We start from the raw sequence: 25,575 nt of genomic DNA, 5'->3' as shown, positions 1-25,575 counted from the left end.
TAAAAGGAGAAAAAATGAGCAAAATTTATGTTACCGGGATTGGTCCCGGTCTGTATGAACATATGACCGAGGCGGCCAAAGCCAGCCTGGAAGATGCCGATATTATTGTTGGCTACAAAACCTATATCGATATTATTGCCGATTTAATTGGCGACAAGGAAGTTATGTCGTCAGGGATGCGCCGGGAAATTGATCGCTGCGAAAAAGCCCTGGAGTTGGCTGAACAGGGCAAAAAAATCTGTCTGGTCAGTAGCGGCGATGCCGGTGTTTTCGGAATGGCTGGGATCATGCTGGAAATTGTGGAAGCAAAAAACAGTGACGTTGAAGTTGAGATCATTCCTGGTATTTCGGCTGCCAATGCCGCTGCTTCAACCCTGGGCGCTCCGCTGATGCATGATTATGCCGTGATCAGTCTCAGTGATCTGCTGACGGATTGGGCGGTCATTGAAAAACGGCTGCACTGTGCCGGTGAAGGGGACTTTATTATTACCCTCTACAACCCCAAAAGCAAGGGCCGTCCCCACAATATTGAAGCTGCTCAGGAAATTCTGCTGAAATATAAAGCGCCGGAAACCCCAGTGGGGATTGTACGTAATGCCAAGCGTAAAGATGAGTCGTATGTGATCACCACCCTCAAAAAAATGAATGAAGCAGAGATTGATATGTTTTCGATGGTGATCATCGGTAATTCCAAAACCTATGTAACCCGGGATCAATTAAAAATGATTACCCCGAGAGGTTATCAGCTTTGATTCTGGTATTGGGAGGAACCCTTGACAGCCGAATATTAACTGAACTTCTGCTTGAAGAGGGAAAAGAAGTCTGCTATTCATCGCTGACCAATATCGCCACCGATCAGATCGCAGAAAATCCCCTCTTAACAAAGATCTCAGGACAATTGGATGCTGGAACCCTGCGGGAAACCATCACCATTTATAATATCAATCTCTGTATCGATGCTACCCACCCCTATGCCCGGGAAATTTCTGAAAATGCAATCTGGGCTTGTGATGCTATGAATATCGATTATATCCGGCTGGAAAGATCATCACATATTGACGAGGGAAGCGATATTATCGCTTATCATACCTACGAAGATGCCCGGGATTATCTGATTGGCGCGATGGGAAAAAGTGACCGCAATATTCTTTTGACCACCGGCAGCCGACAACTGGAAGCCTTTGAAGGCCTGCCGAAAGATCGCACCTATATCCGGGTCCTGCCCACGGCTGGAGTCTTAAAAAAATGCGAAAACCTGGGTTACAAGCCCCGGCATATCCTGGCGCTTCAGGGCCCTTTTTCGGTGGAGATGAATGTCGCTACCATGAAAGAATATAACATCGGCTTTGTTGTTACCAAAGACAGCGGTGACGTTGGCGGCATCCCCGAAAAGGTTGCTGCCGCCCGACAGGTTGACGCAAAAATTTTATTTATCCGCCGACCCGCCGTCGCCTATCCCCGGGTGATCACGTCCGTTGAAGACGCCGTCGTTTGCGCATTGAAGAATCATTAAGAAATCAGGTTTAGATAGATATCGTATTAGAAATTTAACGTAGGGGCGATCCGTGATCGCCCGCACACTGTGCTTATAGAGAAAAAGGAGAAATCATGGCAAAAAATATTATGTTTATGGGCACCGGGTCGTCAGTTGGAAAAAGTCTGATCACTGCGGCTATGTGCCGGATACTCGATAACCACGGCTATCAGGTGGCGCCCTATAAATCCCAGAATATGGCCCTTAATTCGTTTATCACCAAAGACGGCAAAGAAATGGGCCGGGCTCAGGTGGTTCAGGCCGAGTGTGCCCGGATCGAACCCCAGGTCGAGATGAACCCGGTGCTGCTTAAGCCAAATTCCGATGTTGGCTGTCAGGTCATTTTGATGGGAAAAGCCGAATTTAATATGGATGCCATGGATTATCACGCCCATAAACCCAAACTGGTGGAGATTGTGGTTTCGGCTTATGACACCCTGGCTGCAGACAAAGATGTCATTGTCATCGAAGGGGCTGGCAGTCCGGCTGAAATCAACCTGCGGGACAATGATATTGTCAACATGGGACTGGCCGAGCTGGTGGATGCGCCGGTTGTGCTGATTGGCGATATCGACAAGGGTGGCGTGTTTGCCTCGATTTATGGTACAATTATGTTACTGCAACCGGAAGAGCGAGCCCGGATAAAAGGCTTTATCATCAATAAATTCCGGGGCGATGTGGAACTATTAAAACCCGGTATCAAAATGATCGAAGATCTGGTCAATGTGCCCTGCCTGGGCGTCATTCCTTACAAACGCTTTGTTATTGATGATGAAGACAGTGTCAGTGAACGCTTTGATAATCAGTCTGAAGGTCTGATCACGATTGGCGTGGTATATCTGCCCCATCTGTCGAACTTTACCGACTGCACCGCCTTTGAAATGCACCCCGATGTCAAGGTGGAATACTATCGCAATCAGCGGGAGTTACAGTTGGCCAACCCGGATCTGCTGGTTATTCCCGGCAGCAAGAATACCATTGATGACACCTGTCACGTGATTAACAGCAAGATGGGTGATGAAATCCATCGGCTTCATGACTGCGGCGTCCCGATTGTGGGCATCTGCGGCGGCTATCAGTTGCTGGGCAAAGAAATTCGCGATCCCTTCCAGGTCGAATCAACCAAGGGCAGTATTGAAGGCTTGGGGCTGTTAAACATTGTCACCACCATCGAAGCAGAAAAGCGGACCGTTAGGACAGCTGGCAAGGTTCAGGGGAACTTCATGGGAATGGAGCTGGCTGACATGGAAGTGGAAGGTTACGAAATTCACATGGGCATCAGCGAAGCGCTGGATCATGCCAAACCGTTTGCCATTCTTGATGACGGCACCATCGATGGCGTGATTGCCGAAGATGGCACAGTCATGGGAACCTATCTTCATGGTATCTTTGACAATGATGGCCTACGGGAAAAAATCATTGAAGCGCTACGGATCAAAAAGAATTTGGAAGCTGGCCCAGCGGCCTTTGATTTTAAGGCTTTTAAAGAAGAACAGTATGATTTGCTGGCCCAGACAGTGGAAGCGAATCTGGATATGAATAAAATAATGGAAATCATTGGAGAAATAGAAAAGTGAATCTGATCGAAGGACTTCCCCTGGGTTTAGGGGGAGGCTTTTGGTTTTTACTGATCCTCATCGGCGTGGTGTTGGATTGGCTGATCGGGGATCCTCCCTGGCTGCCCCATCCGATCATTGCCATCGGTAAAACCATCGGCTTTTTAAATAAAAAACTGAATCACGGCAAGCATCGCAAGGCCAAAGGCTTTTTGCTGTTATTTTTAGTGCTGGGCCTAACCGGGGCAATCGTTTTTGGGCTGCAGTGGCTTTTGTACAGCATCAACATTTATCTTTACATCCTCTTTAACCTCTATCTGATTGTCACCGCCCTGGCCGCTAAAACCCTGGCAGTTGAAGTACAAAAAGTGATGACCGCCTTAATGGGCGGCGATATTGAAGTCTCCCGGGTTCAGGTTGGCTATCTGGTGGGACGGGATACCTCGGAACTCAAAGAAAAAGAAATCATCCGGGCGACGGTGGAAACCACCGCCGAAAATACCATTGATGGGGTTCTGGCACCAATTTTCTATCTGCTGCTGGGTGCCTTAATACCGGTGCCCTGGCTTAATCCCGTGATGCTGGTCATGCTTTATAAGGCAACCAACACCCTGGACTCAATGGTCGGCTACATCCAGGAACCCTATAAGGACTTTGGCTATGCTTCGGCAAAATTTGACGATCTCATCAATTGGATTCCAGCCCGCATCGGCAGCATCTTTATGCTGGTTGCCGGAATGTTTTTGGGCTATACTTTCAATGATGGCTGTCGTATTTTTAAACGGGATCGTCACAACCACAAGAGTCCCAACTCGGCCCACCCCGAATCGGTGGTGGCTGGACTTTTAGGTATTCAGTTGGGCGGCACCAATCAGTATTTTGGACAGGTGCTGGAAAAGCCGACTATCGGTGACCCCAAAAGCCCACTGGAAATTCTCGATATCCGGGAAACCATCACGATCATGTACGGCAGTGAGGTTGTCCTGATGGTTTTTGCCACCTTGATGGCGGTGATTATCTTTTCTTTATAAGACAATTGGTAAAAGCAGCGAAACTAAAATTATGGGAGCGTCACGATGAATAAACACGGCGGATATCAGGGTGAGAATAAAAAAATGCTGGATTTCAGTGTCAACATCAATCCTCTGGGAATACCCCAGGGCATCCGGGAAAAACTGATTGCTGGCATTGATGAGCTGGTAAAATATCCGGAGATCACTGGGGTATCGGCGATAAAAAAGATTGCCGCTGATCTGGCGGTACTGCCTGAAAACATTATTCTTGGCAATGGCGCCATCGAGCTGATCTATCTTTTTGCCCGCAGCATCGGGCCAGGAAAGGCACTGATTGTGCAGCCTACCTTTAATGAATATGAACGGGCCTTGAAGCTTTACGGTTGGGAGGTCACTCATCATGTTTTATCAGAGAAAGACCAGTTTACCATTGACCCGGAAGTATTAGTGTCAGTGATTAAAAAAGAAGAGCCCCAGGCAGTCTTTATCTGCAATCCCAATAATCCCACTGGTCGGGTTTATAGCAGTGACTTTATCAGAGCAATGTTAGAGCATTCAACGCCAGAAATCAGCTGGTTTCTGGATGAGTCCTTTCTGGATTTTTCTGAGCAAAGCAGCAGTCTGGCATTGGTTAAAGAAGCAAAGCAGTCAGTCTTTATTCTCAAATCGTTGACAAAGTTTTATGCGCTGCCAGGGCTCCGCATTGGTCATGGGGTCGGAACACCGTCGATGATTAAGAAGATGGAAAGCTTCAAAGAGCCCTGGACCATCAATGCCCTGGGTTTGATTGCAGCGATCGGGGTATATGACGAAAAAGACTATGCGGCCAAAACCAAAACCTATATTCAGAAGGAACGCCACCGGGTTTTTGAAGCCTTGAGCCAGATTAACACCATCAAGGTTTATCAAAGCGGGACTGATTTTCATCTCTGCCGACTGTTACAGGGCACGGTGGCAGAGCTGCAGATTGCCCTGGAAAAAGAAGGCATGTCGCTGCGTACCTGTGAAGATTTTATGGGTCTTGACGACTCCTATTTTCGGATTGCGATCAAAAAAGAAGCAGAGAATACCAAGCTGTTGACTTTTCTTAAAAACTGGAGGAATGAGTAATGGGACAGTTAATATTTGTCACCGGCGGGGCCCGCAGCGGCAAGAGTACCTATGCCGAAAATTTAGCCCGGGAATCAGGCCAGCCCGTGGCTTATATTGCCACGGCGATTGCCTTTGATGATGGCATGAAAGACCGGATTGCCAAACATCAGGCGCAGCGGCCGAATCATTGGGGCACGATTGAACAATATAAGGATTTTCAGACAATTGCCGAGAATCCCATTTTTAAGCAAGCCAGGGTCGTCCTTTTTGATTGCCTGACCGTGATGACGACTAATAATATGCTCGATTTTCCGGTCGATTATGATACGTGTTCAATGGAGACGGTCGGCGAAATTGAAGCGGCGATCAAGCTGGAAGTCGAAAAGCTGCTGGATGTTTGTCAGGATAAAACCCTGATTGTGGTTTCCAATGAGGTCGGTCTGGGCCTGGTGCCAGCTTACAAACTGGGCAGTTATTTCCGGGACATTGCCGGACGGATGAATCAGCTGGTGGCCGGTCGAGCCGACGAAGCCTATTTACTGGTAGCGGGCTTACCAATGAAATTAAAATAAATGACAGCAGGAGCCTATTTGCGCTGGCAATCACGATTGCCAGCGCAAAGGGCTTTTGTTTTGTCTGAAATAACAGGGAGAGCAGATCATGAATCAAAAAGAATTACGAGATGAGTTAGTGGCTTTATCCGAAGAAAAGTATCAAAAATTTTCCAGTCGTTTGACACCGGGAACGGATACGATCTTAGGGGTACGCCTGCCAGCGCTTCGGAAGATCGCCAAACGGATTGCCAAAGCCGACTGGCGGGCTTATCTGGAAACCGCCCGGGATGACAGCTTTGAAGAAACTCTGCTCCAGGGAATGGTAATTGGTTATCTTGACGTGGAACTGGATGAACAGCTGGCACTAATCAAATCCTTCATCCCCAAGATTGACAACTGGTCAATTTGTGACAGTTTCTGTACGGGTCTGAAGTTCACAAAAAAACATAAAGAGGAGGTATGGCTGTTTTTACAACCCTACCTCCAGTCAAAAGAAGTTTATGAGATCCGTTTTGGGGTGGTGATGTTTATTACTTATTTTGTGGAAGACCGATATCTGGAGCCGATGTTTCGAAATTTCAATGCCATTGACTGCGACAACTACTACGTCAAAATGGCCGTGGCCTGGGCCATAACCAGCTGTTTTACAGTTTTTCCGGAAATGACGATGATTTATCTGAAGGCCAACGATCTGGATGACTTTACCTATAATAAGGCCTTACAGAAAATCATAGAATCGCGGCAGGTTAGTCCGGAGATGAAGGTGCGGATACGCTTTATGAAACGAAAAAAGAAATAATGATAATCAGTAATCAGATATCCAATCCGGCGTTATAACCGGCGGTGGTGGCGGTATAAAGGGTTCCCTGGCTGGTGGTGCAATCACCGATACAGATAACCGTATCAATCAGATTGGCAAATTTGGATACTTCCGGCAGATTTGGTTTGACCCCCAGGGAAAGAATCAGGGTGTCAAAAGGTATTTCTTTTTGACCGGCACTCTCTTCAATCAGAACGGTATGATCCCCGGCCTTAATCAGTTTGTGATCTGCCAGGATGGTCACATTTTCTTTTTTAAGCAGCTGCAGCAAAGCCGTCATCGGAATTGGTGAAGGTTCAAGCATTTTCTTTTCACTGACCATTTCGACAATCGTGACATTTTTTCCTTTTCGGGCCAGATCCAAAGCGGTTTCACATCCGGTTAAGCCACCACCGGCAATGACGACATTTTGCCCGACAGAAACCGCTCCGGATTCAACATCACCGACCCAAACCACATCGCTTCCGTCCAAACCGGGAATGGCGGGAATATTGGTTTCGGCACCGACAGCAATAATCAGGGCATCCGGAGACTCGGCCAGAATGTTTTCAGGGGTCGCCGTGGTGGATAATCGCAGCGAAACATTGGAATGACGGCTGGTCATGCGGATTGCCCAGGCCAGATAGCTTTTAAGATCAGCCTTGAAATCCGGAGCAACCGCTAATCGCAGCGTCCCCCCGAGACAGTCGTTTTTTTCAAAAAGAACCACCTCATGACCCCGGTCTCCGGCTGTTCTGGCGGCTTCCATCCCGGCCGGCCCTCCCCCGATGATGACCACCTTTTTCTTGTGATCCGCCAGTTTATTGATATCTTTTAACTCACATTCCCGGCCCGCCTGGGGGTTAACGGCACAGGCTACCCGCAGCGGTTCCATACCATGAGTACGATTCAGGCACAGCACACAGCGGATACAGGGACGGATTTCTGCTTCATTCCCGGTACGGGCTTTATCGACACTATCGGGATCGGCAATAACGGTGCGGATCATCGCACACATATCGGCTTCGTTGTTTTCAATGATATCGGCTGCCAGATCCAGATCAATGGAACCAACGGTGGTGACTGGAACATGAATGCCTGGGGTTTTTTTAATACTGGCGGCGTAATGGGCATTATAACCACGTTTTAGATAGGTCGGTTGGGTGGTGATCGGCACCATTTCGTCATCCAGTAGCATCCCGGCGGAGACATGAATCAGATCGATTTTGTCCTGGATAAGTTTAATGAATTCAATGGTTTCGTCCAGTTCGACACCACCGGGAACCAGTTCAGCGGCACTCAGGCGAAATTCAATGGCCAGCTTATGGCCGACCTTGCGGCGAATGGCATCGAAGAGTTCACAGGCAAAGCGGGCCCGGTTTTCGATACTGCCACCATATTGATCGGTGCGGTGATTAAAGAGGGGTGAGAAAAAATTACTGACGAGAATGCCATGGCCGCCGTGGATCAGCACCATGTCCATACCGGCTTTCATGGCCCGCTCGGCGGCATTGGCAAACAGGTTAATCCAGTTATTTATTTCTTCCTGGGACATCATGTCAATGGGTGATTTGCCTTCCTCAGGCATGTCATGTCCCATGGCAAAGCCTGCCAGTTCAATGGAGGCTTTGGCGCCATAACGATGAACCGTGTCGGCCAGAACCGCTAAACCGGGGACCACGTTGTCATCGCCGATGTTCACACAAAAACCGTTCATGTGTCCAAAGGGCGGGGTGACCATGGAGATTCCGACAGTGACAATTCCGGCGCCACCCTTGGCCAGAGCCCGGGTCCACTCGATCAGCTCCGGGGTCACCAGTCCTTCCGGGGAAGCCAACCGCGGCGCCGCCGGAGCGGTTTCGATCCGATTTTTTACCATCATATTACCAATTTTAATCGGGGTGAAGATCTTTGCGTATTTGGAATTCATTTTAAACCTGCTTTCTTTTTGTAAATCGTTTACTTAAATTAATTTTATCAGGAATATCAGTTAAAACAATGTCAATAAAGAAAAATAAATCAAGTATATTTATTGCAAAATGACAATGAATGAATTTGCATTTTTATCATTAAATGCGTATAATATGAGCTAAAATATGCGGTTTAAAGCAGGTTAAAGATGAAAAATAGTAAAGACAGCAAAAATACATACCGAATTCGGGAGAAAAGTTTTGGGGATGATCCGGAAGAAAATTATAAGCTTAGAGGCTACTGTTTACAAAAACGGCGTTTCGAAGCCAAAAAAGCGAAATTGACCGAGGCCTTATTATCATGCGGGGGTCTGCAGCAGATCATTGATATCGGCTATCAGGTGCTGGGAAATCCGATGTTTGTCAGCGATATGGGCTACAATGTGCTGGCGTTTAATAAAAATGCGGTAGTTGGTGATCCGTCCTGGCCGGCCGCCAAATCGGAAGAAGAATTTGCAGCCTATGAACGGATCAAAAAACTTAATGATAGCGGTGTATTTGAAAGGCTCTATAGCAGCGAAAGCCCCTGTATTGAACATTTTGATTATGCTCCGACCCGCTGGATGGCTACAAAAATTGCAATCAATGGAGACAATATCGGCCATGTTGCTGTGGTGGAGTCCAACAAAGTCTTTACGCAAATGGATTTTGAGCTCCTGCAATGGCTGTCCCGAATCGTAGCCAATGAGCTGCAAAAAGAGCCGATTCGGAGTGGTCAGTTGGCTGGCGAGTTTGAGCATTTTCTGGTTGGTATGCTTGAAGAAAAAATCACCAAAGCAGAAACAATTAAAAAACAGGGAAACAAACTAGGCTTAAAGGCAAAAAAATATTGTTGTCTGGTCACAGTCAGTCCGGAGTTAAACACAGCAAAAAGAATGTCGCTGAGTTATATCAGAAGCATAATCAATCGTATCCTGGGGACTGAAAAATCTATTTTGTATCAGAATAAAATTACGGTATTGTTACTATGTGACAGAAAAGAAGCCCTTTCGGCTACTGCCAAAAGTAAACTGACTGAATTCTTAACCAGCAATCAGATGAATGCCGGTGTCAGCGCTTGTTTTTCGGAGTTGGCAGGGCTTAAAGACCATTACAATCAATCCATAAAAGCATTGGAATTGGGGGTCTCAATCAACCCCAAGCAGAAGCTTTTTTATTATGATGCGTATGCCTTTTATTATTTGCTTGAAATGGCGGGGGATCAAAACCGCTTAAAGGACTTTTGCAGTGGCGCATTAACTGATTTAATGGACTACGATCAAAAGTACCAAACAAATTACTGCCATAATCTGATCATCCATCTGCAGAACGACGGTAATGTGACCAAGACCGCCCAGTATTTTCAAATTCATCGCAATTCGATGAAATATCGTATCAAAAAAATCGAGGAAATTATGGCAGTGTCACTGGCAGATAGTGAAATTAAATTTTCATTGATGATGTCGTTCAAACTGCTGACTTATTTGGGTGATGATATTTTACTGAAGGTTTAAGCTAGATGTGAACACTTTATATTTATTAGGCACTGTCTTATAAATAAAGTTTCACAGGTTGTTTACGGGGTTAAGAGTTTGAGTGTAAGTGTTTTTTTGAATAGCGATTTTAAACGTCTGACTGTTTGTTGGGCGTTTTTTTCTATCATTTGTTTCTCTTTAGTGATACAATAAAGCCATTCGAAGCGACTCAATAAAAAGGAGATGCTATTATTATGGTGTATGTTGCCTTATTACGAGGTATCAACGTGGGCGGAAAAAATAAAATCGGAATGAAACAGTTAAAAGAGACCTTTCTTCGCTTAGGTCTGGAATCGGTGGTGACGTATATTAATTCCGGCAATGTAGTTTTTGTCGATCACCAGACCAAAGATGTGTTGGAAAAGAAATTGCGTCAGGAGATTTATCGGGAGTATGATCTGGATATTCCGGTATTAATTCGCAGTCTGAATGATTTTGAGTGCTTAATGAAAATCTTGCCAGCTGACTGGAAAAATGATGATTCCATGAAATGCGATGTGTTGTTTTTGGAAAGTGGCTTGGACGAAACTGCAGTGATGGAAAAATTGACTGTCAAACCCGGTATTGATACAGCCTTACAAGTCACCGGTGCAATTATCTGGTCGGTCGCAAGAAAAAATGTCACCCGTAGCAGCTTGACCAAAATTGTCGGCACCGATCTTTATAAAAAAATGACGGTACGAAATGTAAACACTGCCCGAAAGCTCTATGAAATGATGAGAAATCTTTAGATGGGATTAAGGCCGCTCGTTAAATTTTTTGATTAGTATGAATCTAGTCGATTACAAAGAAATAATTTTATCCCATCAGAATACCAAAGGAACGAAGCAATGAAAAACTGGAATCATCTACCTTCAGGCCCAATCGAGCTCACAATTGAAAGCGAAGCGTATCTGGAGCTCGCAAAAGACTATCTCTCAGAGTGCCAATACGAGGATGCGAAACAGGCGCTTGAGGTTGCCGTTAGAAGCATAAACCCACAGGCGGAATATCTGTTTGGAATTCTTTATCAAAATGCGCTTGGTGTTGACAGGGACAACGAAAAGGCGCTTTTTTGGTATCTTCGTGCGGCGGACCATGGCTACGCACCCGCCCAAATTGCTGCCGCTTGCTTGCATATTGATAAAGACAATGGGCTAACGGATTATGCTGAGGCCTACCGGTTGCTCACATTGGCGGTTCATAAAGAAGTTACTGATGAAAACGCTGAGTCGCTGTCTGCGGACTTTCCTCATGTAATAGAATGCTTCGATGAAGATGAGCGCTGGATGGCGGTGCAGGAAGGCTATGCAGAGTATCTGCTGGGATGGCTACATGGTGCCGGTCTTGTTGGGGCGATCGATCATGCAAAAGCCATCGGCTGGATGGAAAAGGCCGCAAAAAAAGGATTTCGGGCAGCTGTCTTTGAGCTTGCGCAGAAAAGTGAATATGGTATTGAGCGCAACGAAGTCTGGGCGAAAAAAGCGCTCGAGTATGGTGAACACGCCCCGCTTATTGGTGTCGCACGACGATATCTGGATAATGATGGCACACCGCAGGACAGTAAAAAAGGCCTGTCAATTCTCACAGAGCTTGCCGACAAGGGCATCGGTAGCGCCCAGATCGCACTGGCTGAATGCTTGATCAAAGGAAAACACACGCCCAAAGATGCAAATAAAGCACTTCATTATTTATTGCTGGCGGCCAAAATGGTCGATGCAAAATTAATGACTGGTTTGGGCATAGCATTGTACAAGTCTGAAAAACCAGAGATAGATTTTGCAATAAAAAGCCTGGAGCTGGCGGTGGCTGCAGGGGATGATCAGGCACTGGTTGAACTCGGGAATTTGTACTTTGACGGTGCGGGAGAAATGATGCCGGATCAGGAAAAAGCTTTCAACTATTTTACCCAGGCCGCCAAGAAAGATGTTCCCCGCGGTTGGGAATTGGTGGGGTACTGCTTGTATGAAGGCAAAGGCGTGTTGAAAAACAGGTGTGAAGCCTTGAGGTGGTATGAAAAAGCGGCCAAGTATGGACTTTATAACAGCTATTACATGATGGGGATGATTTACGGCTATGATGAGACCTTATTTAATTATGAGATAGCGGTTAGTTGTTTTGAAAAAGCGGCAAATTTTGGACAGACGGATGCGTTCGTGCGACTGGGAACCATGCATTTACACGGCGTCGGTACGAACCCACCGGATCGACAAAAGGCTTTTTCATATTTTAACCAGGCAGCGCAGGCGGATAACAGCCTCGGCTGGGAATGGGCAGCTTACTGCCATTATTGGGGCTACGGTACTAAAAAAAACCTGCAGAAAGCCCAGCAATTTTATCACAAGGCCGCTCAAAAGGGCTCGAGCCATAGCCAGTACATGCTGGGTTATATTTATGGATATGATGTCACACCGCCTGATTTTAAAAAGGCGGCTTGCTGGTTTGAAAAAGCAGCGGAGCAGGGTCACCGTGATGCCCAGCTTAAACTGGGCTTTTACTACCACCAGGGGCGTGGTGTCAGGCAAAACTATAAAACAGCATTTAATCTATTTACCCAGGCGGCGGCCCAAGGACAGGCCAGCGCCATGTATAATATCGGCGACGCCTATGAAAACGGGTATGGCGTGGAAAAGGATGAAGAACAGGCGTTTGCCTGGTATCGCAAGTCAGCGGAGCTGGGTGACAAATGGGGGATGTTTGGTGCCGGTCGACTGCTTTTTTATGGCATCGGCACACCGCCAAATCAGGAAGAAGGCCGACGCTGGATAAACAAAGCCGCCAAAGCCGGTTTACCGGAGGCCATTAAATGGAGACCACACTAGATGTCAAATGCAACCAGATAAAAGATAGTAGCATGGACACATACCAATTTGACGCAGTTGCCTATCGACGCATAAGGCTTCCGTGGCTGCTGCTGGTTTTGTTTCTGTCGTTTGCTGTGGATGGTATACTGATCGGAATCTGGCAGACTGGGGTTAACCCGGAGGCAAAATATTACTGGGATGTCGGATTTGCGTTCCTGTGCTTCATCAACCTGGTGTTTGTGAAGGGTGTGTCGTTGTATATTTATTGGCATACAAAAAAGATGCGTTTGCGTAGCTATGTGCGGCTTGAAAAAGACGTGGTCGTTCATTACCTCTTGAGGACACGCATGTCCCACTGGCAGGTGGAGACAGCCAAGGAGACAAGCTTTGCCGCAGACGGCAAGGCGGAATACCTTTTCGCCGACACCGTTTTTATCTGGCAGGTGAAGACTATTAAGCGGCGACCAAACGGAAGCATCGTGATTGAAGGAATCATTGAAAGCGAAACGCTCAATGAAGGCTGGGAAGAATACAGCCCTGAAGACGGAAAAGCGTTAATAAAAATGATCAAAAGGCATAGGATTCCCGCTTATTATCAAGAGATGGATGAGATCATTAATGCGCTTGAGAGGCTTAGGTTAAAAAAAATACTGTCAGGATCATAAAACGAATGATCAAAAAATAAAAGCTTCACCCATAGCTCGAATTGAAGCTTTGGGTGAAGCTTTTAAAATTATCAGATCAATTTTGCAAAAATCCGCAATTCAGATAAAGCAGAGGAACTACTCATATCGTAGCGCATCAATCGGATCCAGTTTGGCGGCCTTATTGGCCGGATAAAAACCAAAGAAGACGCCAATGGCCATCGAGAAGCAAAGGGCAATGATCATTGGGCCAATGGGTGGTGTTGATGGGAATTTCATCAGGGTACTGCCTGTTATCCCCAAAACGGAGCCGAGGCCAACGCCAATGATTCCACCGATTAGACAGATAATCATCGCTTCGATGATAAACTGACTGCGGATCGCCGAATTACGGGCTCCTAAAGCTTTGCGGATACCGATTTCCTTGGTTCGCTCGGTGACGGATACCAGCATGATGTTCATCACCCCGATGCCGCCAACCAGTAGCGAGATACCGGCAATTACTGAGATACCCAGGGATAAGGTGCCGAGCATACCGGTGGCTTCACTGGCAATGGCTTCCAGGCTTTGGGCCTCAATGGTGTAGTCGGATAATGGACTCATTCCCTTAATAAAATAATCTTTGGTGGTCTGAGCAAAGGCGGCGGAGTCGGTGTTGGAAGTGGCCATGATGGTGAAGCTTTCATAACCAACCGTGTTGGCTGTATCGGGATTCAGTGATTTGGCGGTCGTGATGGGAATAAAGCACTCGACCCGGGTATCGTCACCCATGTAAAACAAGGGATTGTCAATCACCATTTTTTCGTAGACGCCAATGACCGTATAGGTTTCGTTAGTGGACTTGGTGTCGACCTGGACTTCTTTACCGATCACGTCGCCATCTACACCAACCAGGTTATTTCGTAGCGTCGTATCAATGATGATGACGTTGCGGTTCCCATCCATGTCCCGGTTGCTGATAAAACGACCCTGAACCAGATTGACATTGTTAACCAGACCATAGTCCGGGCTGGCGCCGGTGATGCTGACATCTTTATGGATGAAGCCGCTGTTGAGTCTCCCCGAGCCCATCCCGGTCGAAAAGCTGATGGCCTTGATCTGATCGGCATAGGTGTTTCGAAATGCATCCAGTTCTTCCTGGGTAATCAGATCGTCTTCCTGCAAGGTGGATTGGGTATCGTAATTTTTAGGCGACAGTGAAACCATAATATTCTTGCCGCCGATCTTATCCATGGTTTTGGTGACCGATCCGGTCATGGCTGAACCCAGTGTGGAGATGGCCATAACCGAAGCAATCCCGATGATAATCCCCAGCATGGTAAGCAGTGCCCGCATCTTGTTGGCCCGCAAGCCCTCCAGGGCCAGTCGAATATTTTCAAACAGATTCATAGTAGCCCCCCAATTGATATTGATTATTTTTACGGTTATCGACGATCGAACCATCCCGGAGACGGATGGTTCGTTCGGTTTCTTCAGCCAGTTCGGCATTATGGGTGATCAGAATAATGGTTTTTCCTTGTTCCTGATGGAGTCGATGGAAGATGTCCATAACCAGACGACCGGTATGGCTATCCAGGGCACCAGTCGGTTCATCGGCCAGAATAATGGCCGGATCGTTGGCCATCGCCCGGGCGATCGCCACCCGTTGTTTTTGACCACCGGATAATTCATTGGGGCGGTGATGGGAACGACCACTCATTTCCACCAGTTGCAGCAAATCCGCCGCCCGCCGCGACCGTTCACTGCGGGGCACCCCGCCGTATAGCATTGGCAGAGCGACGTTTTTTAAGGCGGTGGAACGGGGGATCAGATTAAAGGTCTGAAAGACAAAGCCAATTTTTTTATTACGGATTTGCGATAAGCCATCGTCCTTGACATTTTCCATCGGTAGATGATCCAGATAATAGTGTCCTTTAGTGGGGCGATCCAGGGCTCCGAGGATATTCATCAGAGTGGATTTGCCGGAACCGGAAGCGCCGACAATCGATAAGAATTCGCCTTCATAAACATCCAAATCAATGCCATGGAGAATTTCCAGCTCGTTGGGAGTTCCCTGATAATAGGTCTTGACAATCCCCCGCATTTCAATAATTTTCTTGCGCATTGTTTAGACCCCGGCTTCCACAGAAACAGCCATTCCCGGTGATACGGTTTGTGGTTGGGAAATAATGGCCAGTCCTTCACTGAGCTGATCGCCGGCGATTTCAATTAATGAATCGGTTTCCAGCCCGGTGGTGACCGGAATCGCTTCGACGGTATAGGAGCCTTGTTCGACAGGGTTTTCTTTAGCGACATAAACTGAAGTCTGTCCGGCATCATTCACCACCAGCGCCTCAAAGGGCACACAGAAAACATCCGCCCGTTCTTCGCTGATAATGTTTAGACGGGTGGTCATTCCGATTTTTAGTCCAGTAACGTCAGCCGGTAGATCAACTTCAATTTCAAATTCGGCCTTGGTGGCGGCTGCATTCGCAGCAGCTTCGCTTTTAATGGCGGTGGGGGCGATTTTAGACAGGTTTCCCGGGAAGATCTTGTCGCCGGTGGCATCGGCTTTAACCAGTACTGGCATATTGTCATGGATGTGATTCAGATCGGCTTCTTTAACCTTGCCACGAACCTTCAGGTCATTGGTGTCCTCAATGGTAAACAGTTCACCATTGGCAGGGTTCCCTTTAACGGCATTCATGGCTGTGATGGTTCCGCTGGTGGTGGCTTTCACATAGCTGTAGCTGTCATCGGCTTTGTTATAGAGCTGACATAACCAATCGTCTTTAGCCACCCATTGACCAACCGAAACATAAATTTTTTCGATATTATCATTGCTGGTATCACTAACTTTGACCTTGGTGTAGCTTTCAATCACGCCTGTGGCTGAGATTGTGTTTTGCAGGGTGGCCTTGGAAAGGGGGGTGGTTTTAACCGCAACCGCCGGGGCGGGCTGAGAATTGGCATAAACATAGGCACCCCCGCCAACCAATAGGGCTACCCCGAGCACAACACATAAAATAATTCCTTTTTTCTTCATAACTTCTCCTTCTTTGTTTCTTGGTTTGGGATTTGGAAAACGAGTTCGTCGCTATCACGATTCGTATTATTGTATTAAGTAATTAATACAATAATACGAATCGTGATGATTGTCAAGCACTTTTTATAATTTTATTTAGTGTTTTCAACTGCTGCTACAGCAAAACACATGATTACCAATGACTTTAAGTATAATGGTTAATTATGAAGAGCAAGTTACTCAAATTCTTAAGACTTTTTGACAATAAAAAAAGACTCCGAATGAGAGTCTTGAATCTTTGGATGATTACTGATGAATCGGCAGAATCAGTTCGACCTTAAATAGCTGGTTTAGCTGATAATAGTCGATCCGGCCCTGATGGCGGGTGATGATTTTTCGGCAGGAATCCAGACTGGAACCTTCAGCATCAATGATTTTTTTGCCGACAGCGGCGGGATTATTAATGGTTTTATTACGCAGAATCAGACAGAGTTCGTTTTTATTGAGGATCAATCCAAAATCAATGGGTTTATCGGGGTCGGCGTACTTAATAATATTGGAAGTCAGATAGTCAAAAATCCGTTGCAGCTGTTCCAGATCAACCCATAAAGAAAAATCCCGTTCAATACAGTTTTCCTGGATCACCTCATAGCCCGCTTCTTCTAGAGCCTTGGTGGAAGCGCTCAGTAATTGATGAATTAGGGGTTTTCCGTTATAGACTTTAAACTGATAGTAGCCCTTGCCATTGTCAGTGAAGGCGTGCTCAAAAAGATCGTCGATAAAATTGATGACCTGATAAGCTTTTTTCAGAGCAATCTTTAAATAAGCTTCCTTTTTTGAGACGTCATGTTCATCAGGGTTCTGAATGCGTTCGAGATATCCGATGATACCAGACAAGGGAGCGTGGATTTTATTGGAAACAGAGGTGATGATATGATGATTTTCCATTTTAGCCAAGGATTCAGCTTTGGATTTAGCCTCATACAGATCTTGAATCAAATTGATATTATTGGCAAGGTCAGTGAGCTCATTATTTCCCTGTAGCGGGATATAAGATTCAAAGTTTGCTGTGGCAACGCGTTCAGATCCTTTTTGGAGCGTCTTTAGATAGCTTAATTTTTTTCGAATGAGACGGGACATGATAATAAAAGCCAATAAATTGGGTATAAATATAAACAAAATGCTGATCAGTGGGTTGCCCTCTAAAATAGGTAGGGGGATCAGAATTAATAACACACTAATGATCGCCGCACTGATTAAAGTCAGACTCAGATAGCGTATCAAAACGGGAACCAATTCTTCATCGTGTTGAGGTTGGCTGCTTTTTATCTGGGCTTGGTCAGGGTTGTTAGTTTTCAATTTATTATTCCTTTCTGCATGTATTGATCATATAATCATTGTAAACTGGAATGGGATTATTATCAACAACTGCTTTAACTTAATTACAGGTGTTGGCTGAATGCTGATGAACAAAGAAGGGTTCAATAGGAGGATAAAATGAAGAAAAGAATTGGATTATGTATCGTAGTTATTGTGGCAATGGGGCTATTGGTTGGCTGTAACAGCAATTCCAAGGCAACAAACGATGAACTGGCGGATAGTATCAGCTTTACTGCTACCATTGACGAAGTCAGTGACACAGAATTGCTGGTCACGGTGTTGGATAATGAGAATTTTAATCAGGCCCGGGTTAATATGCAGGGGTTTGACAGCCTTGATTTTGTGCCGGAGAAGGGTCAGACGATTAAACTGACCATCAAAAATCAGGTCGGTATGAGCGAGCCACCGTTTGTAAATCCCGTCACCATCGAACTGGTGAAGTAATTGCGGGGTTTAGCAGAAAATGGTTTAACTCCTGGTGTTTTTGGGATATAATATGCTTAGATTACTATGAGGAGAAATTGAATGAGTTTATACGAAGCGTGGAAGAACTACATCGAAGAGAATTGCAATACTCAGGAAGAGCAAAATGCCTTTTGGGAAAAATACTGTGCTGAGGAAAAAGTCCTCTACCAGAAGATTCTGGGTGAGAAAATCACAGTCGTTGAAGGCCGGTTTGAAGATCTGGCTAACGAGAGCAAGATGGTTCCACCCCAATACATGGGTTTTTTGGATGGAATCAGCGAAAGTCTGATAACCCCCATTGATCTGGAATCGATTGAACTGGATTCGCAAATCAGACTGGAAATCGATTTTGCAAAACTTTATAAAAATATGCTGGCAGTGCCGGCTGAGTGGCTTTATACTTTGGAAGAATGGAACAATTTTTTTACCGAGGATGAACGCCTTGAGCTGGAAAAAGAATACAAGCGTTCAAAAACGGTGGTGAACGAAGTGAAGGTGGGCCGCAACGATCCCTGTCCGTGTGGTTCCGGAAAAAAATATAAAAAGTGCTGCGGCCGTTAGTACATAAAAAAAGAGCGAAAGCTCTTTCAGACTGTCAAAAAGCTAACCCAGTACCGACAATTGTTAGATCATGTTGTACGCATCGGAGCGGACACGGCATCGCCTGTCCGATTCCGCAGCGTACAACAGATTAACAATTGGTCGGTACGGTAGTTTATCGACAACCTCAAAGAGCGATAGCTCTTTTTTTAGTGGTTGATAATTTCATGGATGTAGAAAATAGTGATCATGGAGAGGGCAATATCCGGCGAAAATTTGCTCAAAAAGGTCGACATCCGCTCGGGACTGAGATCACCCCGGATGCTTAAAAAGACGATATAAAAGGTGATGAAATTGTAGCGGAGATAACTGCCGTTAGAAGGGGTTAAAAAAGTTCCGATAATTTTGGGGTTATCCAATAGGGTGAGATTTTCATCCAGAAGGCGATTCAATTCTTTGAGAATAGCCTGGATGAAAAAATCAATGGAATAATTTTCCAGACGGGGTACCCCCATGCTTTTTGCGGTAATTTCCAGCATCCCAAGGCCAAGCGGTTGATTTTTAAACGATGTTTTCTTTAACAAATTTTCCAGTGCGTCCAAAACGTCACGTTGGCTGGCGGCACCGGGTAAGTTAAGTAAGGCCAGCATTTTTTGCAACTGTTTTTTATTTGAAAGCGGCTGTCCCAAAGTATCGATAAATTTTCTGAAAAAGGTATTGCTTTTCTGTGTATTCAGATAATAGTGCTTACCATTGAGTGCCCCAAACACTTTCATGGCATCCAGATAGCCGAGTTGGATATTCTGTTCAATCTGACGGGTATCAAAATTCAAGATCCCGCCAAGAAATTCGGAGTTATTAACCGTAATGATCTCAGCATTATTATCCCGCACCCATTTGCGCATCCCGGGAGCCGGGAATTCCACTGAAATAATCTGAGAAAAATTCTGTTCCAGCATAAAATTAATTGGGACATTATCAAAGAATCCCCCATCGAGATAGGTTTTACCATCGATTTCTTGTTTTTGAAAAATCGGCAGGGCAGCACTGGCCAGCAGGTAGTCAATCAGCTGGCCCTGGGGAATATCGTCAATCATCAACTGCCGTGGTTTCAGACTGGTAATGTCAACCGTGACCAGTCCGAAACGAATCGGTGAGTTTCGGATGCTATCTTCACAGATTAATCGGGTCAGATTGTCGCGCAATGGCGAAATATCCAAACCGTCTGAGAATAGCGCTGTTAAAAAACCATTGCGAAAAACATCAAAGCTCTCTTTTGACCACTGATCAACATAGGTATTGGTCATTATTTCATTTAAATCAAGCACCTGGTTGATGGTGAGATTGGACCAGAATTCCATGGCAATGTCATAATCATCCTGGGCAATCATGGCAGCATTTAGGGCCCCGACCGAGGTTCCGATGACAGCCCCTAGAGAATAATCACATTCTTTAAGGGCTTTCCAGACACCCATTTCAAAGGCACCTTTGGCACCGCCACCACTGAGAACCAGACCATACTGTTGTTGCGACATTGAATATTCACCTCGCTGTAATCAAGAAATGAAAGTTAAAGAACCGTTTCGATTAGTAATACATCCCGTTCATCAGACCACCCAGCATGCCCATGCCGCCGAGTCCCACACAGGCAATGCAGGCAAAGATCATCAGTACCGTAAAGGCCATCCCGATGATGGAGCAAATCAAACCAGCCATCGCCATTCCGGTGGGCAGGCCCTGCAGCTTTCGCTCTTTCATGGCGATCATTCCAAAAATCAGGCCCACAGCACCGGTCAGCAGGCCGCTACCCATCAGGGTGATAAAGCTGACAATCGAGAAGATCCCCAGGGTCAGGGCCAGGATTGACTTGGAATCGTAAGTTTCAGCGATAACTTCTTCCGGATGACGTTCATCGTAGGCATCCCGATTGCGGATAATAAAAACAAAAATCGGTCCCAGGAAAGGGAAAATGATGCTGAGAACCAGATAAAGCACCCGGTGATCCTTGTCATAGATGCTGTAAAGCCAGAATTGAGCAGCATAATAGTAAAAGCTTAACGCCAGGGATAATAAAATCCCCATAAAGGCCCCCAAATAGGGAATAAATCCCAGAATGGTCATGACCACGGTTAGAGCCAACCCCATCAGCGGCAGAAAGAGCTTGGCATAAGGAATGTGCCAGGTACTGATGGAAACATCATCGTTGATCAGTTCGCCCATCAGATAGTTGCTGGCTAAGGGAATCCAGGCCAGCCAGGGGTTATCAAGATTTCGGTTTTTGGCCATGGTATAAAGACCAAGGGAATTAAAAACGTAGCAGATCAGGCCGATCACCAGACTGACGACTAAAATAATACCAAGAACGGACATAATAACTGGCATAATTGCCATAAAACTGTCAGGCTGGGAAGAAATATCTCCCAGATAATCGTCATACATATGCATAACAAAACCTCCTTAAAAATCTAATATCCTCATTATACCCTAAAGTCATTTAAATAACTATTGTTTGATCTGTTTTTCATAAAGTTGCTGGGGGATCTTCATTACAAATAAGAAGCCCAAACCAATAACGAGCAGGCTGATAAATTGAGAAGTTGAGAGAAATCCGATGGCCCCTCGGGGATCGGCCCGAAAAAATTCATTGATAAAACGAAACAGTCCTGAGGCGAGCAAGTAAACACCAGTGGTCAGACCAGGAACGTTGCTTTTCCACAGCACGGTGATAAGAACCAGCGTCAGAATAAATAGAAAGACTGATTCTGACAATTGGGCTGGGAACAGACCGATTCCCGATGGCGGATAAGCCCCCACTGGATAGTAAACGGCTCCGATCCCCTCGTAGGGAATCCCATAGCAGCAGCCATTGAAAAAACAGCCGATCCGGCCAAAGGCCTGGGCCAGCGCCAGGCAGGGAACGGCGATGTCGAAAAATTGAATGGTATGCAGATGATAAATACGGGTATAAAAATAGCCTCCCAGAATGCCGCCGATCAGTCCCCCATAAAACACCGCACCACCGGTAGCAAGGCGAATCAGGGCGGTTTCGGGGTTGGCGAGCAGGTTGGGTAAATCGACAATAATGTAGAGTATTTTGGCCCCGGAGATGCCGCCGATGATCCCAAAGAGACCGAAAAACATCGCATCCATGGTGGTGATGCCATATTTTCGGGCGGTGTAGACGCCCAATAAAAACGCAGCGCCGGTTCCCAGCAAAAATAAAACGCCAAAGGTAGGGATGGCAACGTTAAAGAAATGAATAATTGGATGCATAATCGTCCCTCATGATATAAAAAAAGGACGAATGCTCGTCCTTTTAGAAAATTAATGCTCAGGAATAAAGACCCGCCGTACCGATGATGCCGACACAGGCCACACAGGCAATAAAGGCCAGTGCACACAAGCCCAGACCGATGATGTTGAGGACTAAACCGGCAGTGGCCATGCCATTTGGTTTAAAACCTTCCAGCTCTCCGGCTTTGCGAATTTGGATGGCAAAGATCAAACCGATAATGGCACAGACAATACCAATAATGGTAAAGTAGCCCAAAAAGATACAAACCAGGGATACGATTCCCAAAACCATGGATGCGATGGCCTTATTATTATACTGTTCCATATAAGCCTCCTAAAGTAAAAATAGTACTCTCTTTAGGATACTCCTATTAGGAAGAAATGTCAAGAATTATGAATCTCTTTTAACTTATCCACCAGATCAAAGGCGACGTGATTGATGGTTTGGGAACCGGCCACCAGCACCAGATCATTCGGGCAGAGGTGGTCAGTCAGGTGCTTGACGATATCCTCAAAAGCCGAAATGGTAACAGTCGGAATGCCATATTTTGCTTCAATGGCTTTTTGCAGATCTTCGGAATAGATGTTCCAGTCATTGCCTTCCCGGTCGGAATAAATATCGTTGAGAATGACATAGTCGGCTTTGGCAAAAGCATCGACAAACTCATCAAAGAAAAAGAAGGTTCGTGAATAGGTATGCGGTTGAAAAACAACCCACAGTTTGTTGTGCTGATAATTGAGACAGGCATCCACAACCACCTTTAGTTCAGTTGGGTGATGGGCGTAGTCTTCATAAACGTTGATGCCGTTGACTTCCCCCCGGAATTCGAAACGGCGCTTGGCACCGCTGAATTTTGCCATGGCAGCAACAGATGTTTCCAACGGAATGGTGAGGAAATCCCCGCAAATAATGGCAGAAAGGGCGTTAAGAACATTATGCTCACCGGGAATAATGAGTTGATAGTGACCATAATATTCACCCTTTTTATAGACATCGAAACTGGGCTTACCGACCTTATCATAAACAATATTGGCAGGGTACCAGTCGTTGGTTTTATTTAAACCGTAGGTAACCACCGGACAGGCTAAATCAGCCACCACGTCCAGCACATCCTGAGAATCGCCGTAGGCAATCATCAGACCATCAGCTGGCAGGATTTTACCGAATTTAGTAAAGGACTCCTTGATTTGTTTGATGCCGTCCTTAAAGTAATCCAGATGGTCTTCTTCAATATTAGTAATGATGCCAATGGAATGAGACGTTGTCAGGAAGCTGTCCACATATTCACAGGCCTCCACTACAAAAAAATCTTTGCCATCAATGACGGCATTGCCGCCGAATTCATCAAGTTTGCCGCCAATGCTCAGGCTGGGCCGCAGACCGGCGTGATGGAGTAGACAGGCAACCATTGAGGAAGTTGTTGTTTTGCCATGGGTTCCGGAAACCGCAATGGTTTTATCAAAGATATGGGAAAAGAGTCCCAGGAAACTTGAACGTTCAATTTTGGGAAGATTCAAATCGGTGGCTTTGACCATATCCGGGTTGTCATCATGGATGGCCGCAGAATAAACAACACAGTCGGTGTCAGCGGGGATATTATCATAACTGTGTCCGATATGAACCGTGATGCCCAGACCTTCTAGTTTTTCAGTATAGGAGGAAGCAATCATATCCGAACCCTCAATGGAAAAACCTTGGGACAAAGCCATCGTAGCCAGGCCACTCATGCTGCTCCCGCCAATTCCAATGAAGAATAATTTATTGATGGGTCGGTTGAATTTGTTTTCTAGTTGTGATTTCAAATAATCAGCTCCTTTATTTGGTGATAAAATCTTAAACATTTCTTAATGAATTAGTTGTAAGTGTTCGCTTGTTGGTTAAGGACGGGAACGAAATAATCGAAATATCATCCAAAATCAGGAAAAACACTTTAAATCGAATTATAACATAGGTGTTTCCGCTGAGTAAAGATTAAAAAAAACTTGCACTTTTGCGGAAATATGAATAATATTATAGATATTGAGAATAATGTTCGGATTTTAATCGAATCCTTCATAGGTGGAAAATGAAAAAAAATGAAAGAATCAGTGTTATCACAAAAATATTGTCAGACCATCCCAACGAGGTATTCAGCTATAATTATTTTACCGACTTGCTGGAGGCTGGTAAATCCAGTGTTTGCGAAGATGTGGCGATTGTCAAAAATGCCATAGAACTGACTGGTACCGGTTATGTCGAAACCTATTCCGGAGCATCTGGCGGGGTGGTTTATCATCCTCAGGTCACCAGAGAAGAGGAGGTCAGCATCCTCAAAGAAATAGCTGACCAGCTTCAGTCGCCAGCCCGAAAAATTCAGGGGGGGTTTGTTTATTACAGCGACATCCTCTCAAATCCCCGCTATTCTAAAAATATTGGCCGGATCATTGCCTCAAAATATGGTCAAATGGGGATTGAGTATGTTGTCACTACTGAAACTAAAGGTATTCCGGCAGCTATGGAAACGGCCCATTATCTCAATGTGCCGATGGGGCTGATCCGTCGTTCCAACCGGGTAACTGAAGGGGCAACCACCAGTGTCAATTATATTTCCGGCTCCTCCAATAAAATCAAAACCATGTATCTCAGCCGCCGGATTGATCTTAAGGATAAAAAAGTGCTGGTCATCGACGATTTTATGAAGGGCGGCGGAACCGCCAAGGGGATGACCAACCTGATGGAAGAGGTGGGTGCTGAAGTAATGGGAATCTGTGTTATTTTTGTGACCCGATCCCCGGCGGAAAAACTGGTTGAACAGTTCACGCCACTGATTTGGATGGATGATGAAAACCTGGAATCGGGATTGCGGGTTTCTCTGCATTTAGAAAGCTGAAAATTGAAATAAGATTGATGTCACATTTTATAATTCAATCGATTGGCAGTACCTGAAATTAAAGAAATTATTTGTTTTTTTACCCTTTTAGAAAATAAGTAAGAATGGAAAAATTTCAAGGTTTTTGTTTTAATATAGTTGAATTTGTGTTAGTATATACCTAGACATGTGACTTTATTTCAAAGGGGAGGCTTACGAGATGGAAATAACAGACGTAAGAGTACGGAAAACGTATCCAGAGGGTAAAATGAGAGCGATTGTCTCGGTTACTTTTGATGACCAATTTGTTGTTCATGATATTAAGGTAATTGAGGGTCAAAGCGGATTTTTTATTGCGATGCCCAGTCGAAAAACGCCGGACGGCGAATTCAAGGATATCGCACATCCCATTAACATGGGTACCCGTCGTGAAATGCAGGAAAGTGTCCTGCGCGCTTACGAAAAGGCCATAGAAGAGGATAATCAAGTAACCAATGAAGAAGAAGCAGCAGTTGAATTAGAAGTAGATTACGAAGAAGAATAAAAATTAAACAAAAAAAGTTAAAAAGGGGGAAGCGTTTCCC

25 protein-coding genes are annotated in these 25,575 nt (G+C 45.5%); 15 read left to right on the top strand and 10 right to left on the bottom strand.

The window, feature by feature from the left end; all coding sequences use genetic code 11:
- Window positions 1–14: 14 nt before the first annotated feature.
- The 7 genes from cobJ (at window position 15) to ACWI_RS00865 (ending at window position 6,548) form a co-directional block, all read left to right on the top strand.
- Window positions 15–752, top strand: a complete 738-nt coding sequence (gene cobJ / locus ACWI_RS00895; protein ID WP_070369545.1) for a precorrin-3B C(17)-methyltransferase — start codon at window positions 15–17, stop codon at window positions 750–752.
- Window positions 749–1,513, top strand: coding sequence for a precorrin-6A reductase (gene cobK, locus ACWI_RS00890; RefSeq protein ID WP_070369544.1), 765 nt, complete (start codon window positions 749–751; stop codon window positions 1,511–1,513). The genes cobJ and cobK overlap by 4 nt, the downstream gene beginning before the upstream one ends.
- Before the next feature lie 95 nt (window positions 1,514–1,608).
- Window positions 1,609–3,111, top strand: a complete 1,503-nt coding sequence (locus ACWI_RS00885) for a cobyric acid synthase (protein WP_070369543.1) — start codon at window positions 1,609–1,611, stop codon at window positions 3,109–3,111.
- The gene (gene cbiB / locus ACWI_RS00880) at window positions 3,108–4,121 is read left to right on the top strand and encodes an adenosylcobinamide-phosphate synthase CbiB (protein WP_324251093.1); all 1,014 of its coding nucleotides are present in this window, start codon (window positions 3,108–3,110) and stop codon (window positions 4,119–4,121) included. Before ACWI_RS00885 ends, cbiB begins: the two co-directional genes overlap by 4 nt.
- Window positions 4,122–4,166: 45 nt before the next feature.
- On the top strand, window positions 4,167–5,213 hold the full coding sequence (locus tag ACWI_RS00875; RefSeq protein WP_070369542.1) for a pyridoxal phosphate-dependent aminotransferase: 1,047 nt from the start codon (window positions 4,167–4,169) through the stop codon (window positions 5,211–5,213).
- The gene (gene cobU, locus ACWI_RS00870; protein ID WP_070369541.1) at window positions 5,213–5,767 is read left to right on the top strand and encodes a bifunctional adenosylcobinamide kinase/adenosylcobinamide-phosphate guanylyltransferase; all 555 of its coding nucleotides are present in this window, start codon (window positions 5,213–5,215) and stop codon (window positions 5,765–5,767) included. Before ACWI_RS00875 ends, cobU begins: the two co-directional genes overlap by 1 nt.
- Window positions 5,768–5,855: 88 nt before the next feature.
- Window positions 5,856–6,548 carry a DNA alkylation repair protein gene (locus ACWI_RS00865; RefSeq protein WP_070369540.1) on the top strand — a complete coding sequence of 231 codons (693 nt, stop codon included), beginning with the start codon at window positions 5,856–5,858 and terminating at the stop codon, window positions 6,546–6,548.
- A gap of 13 nt (window positions 6,549–6,561) precedes the next feature.
- On the opposite strand, the gene ACWI_RS00860 is transcribed toward ACWI_RS00865, so the two are convergent.
- Window positions 6,562–8,478 carry an oxidoreductase gene (locus ACWI_RS00860; protein ID WP_070369539.1) on the bottom strand — a complete coding sequence of 639 codons (1,917 nt, stop codon included), beginning with the start codon at window positions 8,476–8,478 and terminating at the stop codon, window positions 6,562–6,564.
- A 189-nt stretch (window positions 8,479–8,667) separates the two neighbouring features.
- Between ACWI_RS00860 and ACWI_RS00855 the strand changes: the two genes are divergently transcribed.
- The 4 genes from ACWI_RS00855 to ACWI_RS00840 all read left to right on the top strand — a co-directional run bounded on the left by ACWI_RS00855 (window position 8,668) and on the right by ACWI_RS00840 (window position 13,480).
- The gene (locus tag ACWI_RS00855) at window positions 8,668–10,011 is read left to right on the top strand and encodes a helix-turn-helix domain-containing protein (protein WP_070369538.1); all 1,344 of its coding nucleotides are present in this window, start codon (window positions 8,668–8,670) and stop codon (window positions 10,009–10,011) included.
- Between the two features lie 215 nt (window positions 10,012–10,226).
- Window positions 10,227–10,763, top strand: a complete 537-nt coding sequence (locus ACWI_RS00850; RefSeq protein ID WP_070369537.1) for a DUF1697 domain-containing protein — start codon at window positions 10,227–10,229, stop codon at window positions 10,761–10,763.
- 99 nt (window positions 10,764–10,862) lie between these two features.
- Window positions 10,863–12,833 (top strand): tetratricopeptide repeat protein, encoded by a 1,971-nt coding sequence (locus ACWI_RS00845; protein WP_070369536.1) that lies wholly within the window; start codon window positions 10,863–10,865, stop codon window positions 12,831–12,833.
- On the top strand, window positions 12,818–13,480 hold the full coding sequence (locus ACWI_RS00840; protein ID WP_070369535.1) for a hypothetical protein: 663 nt from the start codon (window positions 12,818–12,820) through the stop codon (window positions 13,478–13,480). Before ACWI_RS00845 ends, ACWI_RS00840 begins: the two co-directional genes overlap by 16 nt.
- A gap of 117 nt (window positions 13,481–13,597) precedes the next feature.
- On the opposite strand, the gene ACWI_RS00835 is transcribed toward ACWI_RS00840, so the two are convergent.
- The 4 genes from ACWI_RS00835 to ACWI_RS00820 form a co-directional block, all read right to left on the bottom strand.
- Window positions 13,598–14,848, bottom strand: a complete 1,251-nt coding sequence (locus ACWI_RS00835) for an ABC transporter permease (protein WP_070369534.1) — start codon at window positions 14,846–14,848, stop codon at window positions 13,598–13,600.
- The gene (locus ACWI_RS00830; RefSeq protein ID WP_070369533.1) at window positions 14,835–15,563 is read right to left on the bottom strand and encodes an ABC transporter ATP-binding protein; all 729 of its coding nucleotides are present in this window, start codon (window positions 15,561–15,563) and stop codon (window positions 14,835–14,837) included. The genes ACWI_RS00835 and ACWI_RS00830 overlap by 14 nt, the downstream gene beginning before the upstream one ends.
- Before the next feature lie 3 nt (window positions 15,564–15,566).
- A complete protein-coding gene (locus tag ACWI_RS00825) occupies window positions 15,567–16,484 on the bottom strand; it encodes an efflux RND transporter periplasmic adaptor subunit (protein ID WP_070369532.1) in 918 nt (305 codons plus the stop codon).
- Window positions 16,485–16,769: 285 nt separating this feature from the next.
- Entirely contained in the window at window positions 16,770–17,822 is a 1,053-nt protein-coding gene (locus ACWI_RS00820) for a sensor histidine kinase (protein WP_070369531.1), read from the bottom strand.
- Between the two features lie 138 nt (window positions 17,823–17,960).
- Between ACWI_RS00820 and ACWI_RS00815 the strand changes: the two genes are divergently transcribed.
- Together ACWI_RS00815 and ACWI_RS00810 are read left to right on the top strand one after the other, a co-directional pair.
- Window positions 17,961–18,287: a hypothetical protein gene (locus ACWI_RS00815; RefSeq protein ID WP_070369530.1), complete on the top strand. Its 327-nt coding sequence runs from the start codon at window positions 17,961–17,963 to the stop codon at window positions 18,285–18,287.
- An 81-nt stretch (window positions 18,288–18,368) separates the two neighbouring features.
- The gene (locus ACWI_RS00810) at window positions 18,369–18,869 is read left to right on the top strand and encodes an SEC-C metal-binding domain-containing protein (protein WP_070369529.1); all 501 of its coding nucleotides are present in this window, start codon (window positions 18,369–18,371) and stop codon (window positions 18,867–18,869) included.
- A gap of 188 nt (window positions 18,870–19,057) precedes the next feature.
- Here the strand turns inward: ACWI_RS00810 and ACWI_RS00805 are convergent, their stop codons facing one another.
- From ACWI_RS00805 to murC, 5 genes are read right to left on the bottom strand one after another with little or no spacing between them, the layout of a single operon-like run.
- Window positions 19,058–20,383, bottom strand: coding sequence for a patatin-like phospholipase family protein (locus tag ACWI_RS00805; RefSeq protein ID WP_070369528.1), 1,326 nt, complete (start codon window positions 20,381–20,383; stop codon window positions 19,058–19,060).
- A 52-nt stretch (window positions 20,384–20,435) separates the two neighbouring features.
- Window positions 20,436–21,293, bottom strand: coding sequence for a DUF4190 domain-containing protein (locus ACWI_RS18355; RefSeq protein ID WP_084633421.1), 858 nt, complete (start codon window positions 21,291–21,293; stop codon window positions 20,436–20,438).
- Window positions 21,294–21,350: 57 nt separating this feature from the next.
- Entirely contained in the window at window positions 21,351–22,121 is a 771-nt protein-coding gene (locus tag ACWI_RS00795) for a prolipoprotein diacylglyceryl transferase (RefSeq protein ID WP_070369527.1), read from the bottom strand.
- A 58-nt stretch (window positions 22,122–22,179) separates the two neighbouring features.
- Window positions 22,180–22,467: a DUF4190 domain-containing protein gene (locus ACWI_RS00790; protein ID WP_070369526.1), complete on the bottom strand. Its 288-nt coding sequence runs from the start codon at window positions 22,465–22,467 to the stop codon at window positions 22,180–22,182.
- A 59-nt stretch (window positions 22,468–22,526) separates the two neighbouring features.
- On the bottom strand, window positions 22,527–23,945 hold the full coding sequence (gene murC, locus ACWI_RS00785; protein ID WP_070369525.1) for a UDP-N-acetylmuramate--L-alanine ligase: 1,419 nt from the start codon (window positions 23,943–23,945) through the stop codon (window positions 22,527–22,529).
- A gap of 263 nt (window positions 23,946–24,208) precedes the next feature.
- Here murC and purR point away from each other — a divergent pair, with 263 nt between their 5' ends.
- Both purR and spoVG read left to right on the top strand, forming a co-directional pair.
- Window positions 24,209–25,012 (top strand): pur operon repressor, encoded by an 804-nt coding sequence (gene purR / locus ACWI_RS00780; protein ID WP_070369524.1) that lies wholly within the window; start codon window positions 24,209–24,211, stop codon window positions 25,010–25,012.
- 199 nt (window positions 25,013–25,211) lie between these two features.
- The gene (gene spoVG, locus ACWI_RS00775) at window positions 25,212–25,535 is read left to right on the top strand and encodes a septation regulator SpoVG (protein ID WP_026394661.1); all 324 of its coding nucleotides are present in this window, start codon (window positions 25,212–25,214) and stop codon (window positions 25,533–25,535) included.
- The last annotated feature ends 40 nt before the right edge of the window (window positions 25,536–25,575 follow it).

The organism is Acetobacterium wieringae (assembly GCF_001766835.1).
In the GTDB taxonomy this organism is placed as follows: domain Bacteria; phylum Bacillota; class Clostridia; order Eubacteriales; family Eubacteriaceae; genus Acetobacterium; species Acetobacterium wieringae.
Note: the sequence above shows the minus strand (reverse complement) of the source record. Positions and strands in the feature narration are given on the sequence as shown.

Excerpts from the sequence above, each read along its gene's own strand:
- cobJ (WP_070369545.1), top strand. The coding sequence starts at position 15 with ATGAGCAAAATTTATGTTACCGGGATTGGTCCCGGTCTGTATGAACAT.
- ACWI_RS00885 (WP_070369543.1), top strand. The coding sequence starts at position 1,609 with ATGGCAAAAAATATTATGTTTATGGGCACCGGGTCGTCAGTTGGAAAA.
- ACWI_RS00875 (WP_070369542.1), top strand. The coding sequence starts at position 4,167 with ATGAATAAACACGGCGGATATCAGGGTGAGAATAAAAAAATGCTGGAT.
- cobU (WP_070369541.1), top strand. The coding sequence starts at position 5,213 with ATGGGACAGTTAATATTTGTCACCGGCGGGGCCCGCAGCGGCAAGAGT.
- ACWI_RS00865 (WP_070369540.1), top strand. The coding sequence starts at position 5,856 with ATGAATCAAAAAGAATTACGAGATGAGTTAGTGGCTTTATCCGAAGAA.
- ACWI_RS00860 (WP_070369539.1), bottom strand. The coding sequence starts at position 8,478 with ATGAATTCCAAATACGCAAAGATCTTCACCCCGATTAAAATTGGTAAT.
- ACWI_RS00855 (WP_070369538.1), top strand. The coding sequence starts at position 8,668 with ATGAAAAATAGTAAAGACAGCAAAAATACATACCGAATTCGGGAGAAA.
- ACWI_RS00850 (WP_070369537.1), top strand. The coding sequence starts at position 10,227 with ATGGTGTATGTTGCCTTATTACGAGGTATCAACGTGGGCGGAAAAAAT.
- ACWI_RS00845 (WP_070369536.1), top strand. The coding sequence starts at position 10,863 with ATGAAAAACTGGAATCATCTACCTTCAGGCCCAATCGAGCTCACAATT.
- ACWI_RS00840 (WP_070369535.1), top strand. The coding sequence starts at position 12,818 with ATGGAGACCACACTAGATGTCAAATGCAACCAGATAAAAGATAGTAGC.
- ACWI_RS00835 (WP_070369534.1), bottom strand. The coding sequence starts at position 14,848 with ATGAATCTGTTTGAAAATATTCGACTGGCCCTGGAGGGCTTGCGGGCC.
- ACWI_RS00830 (WP_070369533.1), bottom strand. The coding sequence starts at position 15,563 with ATGCGCAAGAAAATTATTGAAATGCGGGGGATTGTCAAGACCTATTAT.
- ACWI_RS00825 (WP_070369532.1), bottom strand. The coding sequence starts at position 16,484 with ATGAAGAAAAAAGGAATTATTTTATGTGTTGTGCTCGGGGTAGCCCTA.
- ACWI_RS00815 (WP_070369530.1), top strand. The coding sequence starts at position 17,961 with ATGAAGAAAAGAATTGGATTATGTATCGTAGTTATTGTGGCAATGGGG.
- ACWI_RS00810 (WP_070369529.1), top strand. The coding sequence starts at position 18,369 with ATGAGTTTATACGAAGCGTGGAAGAACTACATCGAAGAGAATTGCAAT.
- ACWI_RS00805 (WP_070369528.1), bottom strand. The coding sequence starts at position 20,383 with ATGTCGCAACAACAGTATGGTCTGGTTCTCAGTGGTGGCGGTGCCAAA.
- ACWI_RS18355 (WP_084633421.1), bottom strand. The coding sequence starts at position 21,293 with ATGCATATGTATGACGATTATCTGGGAGATATTTCTTCCCAGCCTGAC.
- ACWI_RS00795 (WP_070369527.1), bottom strand. The coding sequence starts at position 22,121 with ATGCATCCAATTATTCATTTCTTTAACGTTGCCATCCCTACCTTTGGC.
- ACWI_RS00790 (WP_070369526.1), bottom strand. The coding sequence starts at position 22,467 with ATGGAACAGTATAATAATAAGGCCATCGCATCCATGGTTTTGGGAATC.
- purR (WP_070369524.1), top strand. The coding sequence starts at position 24,209 with ATGAAAAAAAATGAAAGAATCAGTGTTATCACAAAAATATTGTCAGAC.
- spoVG (WP_026394661.1), top strand. The coding sequence starts at position 25,212 with ATGGAAATAACAGACGTAAGAGTACGGAAAACGTATCCAGAGGGTAAA.